Consider the following 1049-nt stretch of genomic DNA (forward strand, 5'->3'; position numbering starts at 1 on the left):
GACGATCTCGGCCGCATAGGTTCCGCCCGCGACGGAATCATGGATGCCCTGGCGCGCGCAACGGAAGGCGTTCGGCAGTTTGAGCTTGGGATCGGCCGTCAGGGACGAGGTTTCGGAATTGCTGTGAATGCAGAGAACGCCGAGATCGCGCGCCACCTCATGGACGGCGAAGGCGCCGGTCGAGGCTTCCGCGTCGATCAGGATCTCGCAGCCGTCGGAATTGACCAGTTCGCGGGCGACGCGGGCGGCCTCCTGCGGCTGCCCCTTGGTGTCGCGCACCACGAGCTCGATCGGCCGGCCGGCAAGCCCGCCGGCGGCATTGGCCTTCTCGACCTCCATCTGCGCGGCATTGCGCGAGGATGTGCCGAGCTGGGCGACGCGCCCCGACAAAATGGTCGGCATGCCCACCTTGACGGCCTTGGCCTGGGCGCGGGCGACCCAGGGCGCGGCCATCACGCCGGCGGCTCCGGCCGTCAGCGCCAGAACGGCGCGCCGATTCATCGGCAAGGACGGTGTTTTGGTCATCACGCTTCTCCCTGGGGCCTTTGGCCGTTTCCTTTCCGGGTTGATCCGGAAGGCGGCATCTTGTCGGCGCCGCTGTGCGGCACGCGCTTCTTGCAGCGATATTCGGCAGCCGCCGGGGTGACGTCAAGAGAAAAATGAATTACGAGTCATAAATCAGAAAAAGGAGATGGCGAGGCCTCGCGAGCTTTGCCAAGAGGGTGGAATGATCAATCTCTCGAGCTTCGTCCGCTACCACGCGAGCCGGACGCCGGACCGTACCGCTGTCATCTTCGACGAGGCCCGCATCTCCTATGGCGCGCTTGCCGGGCGGGTCGCGCGGAGCGCCGGCTGGATTGCCGCGCGCGGCATCGTGGCGGGCGATGTCGTTGCCGTGCTGATGAAGAACAGCGCCGCCTTCGTCGAGCTGGCGATCGCGGTCGGGCATCTCGGCGCCGTCTTCCTGCCGATCAATTTCCGCCTCTCCGCCGACGAGGTGCGCTACATCGTCGAGGATTCCGGCGCCAGGCTGCTGATCGCCGATGAGG

The 1049-nt window shown here is 66.4% G+C and carries 2 protein-coding genes; one reads left to right on the forward strand and one right to left on the reverse strand.

What is annotated here, in order from left to right:
- A partial coding sequence (locus AC1DRP_RS36650) for an ABC transporter substrate-binding protein (protein ID WP_476771147.1) occupies nt 1–525 on the reverse strand: 525 nt, incomplete at its 3' end.
- 202 nt (nt 526–727) lie between these two features.
- Between AC1DRP_RS36650 and AC1DRP_RS36655 the strand changes: the two genes are divergently transcribed.
- Nucleotides 728–1049 (forward strand): AMP-binding protein (locus tag AC1DRP_RS36655; protein WP_476771148.1); only part of this gene is annotated, 322 nt, incomplete at its 3' end.

The organism is Allobosea sp. 01N443, from assembly GCF_056399325.1.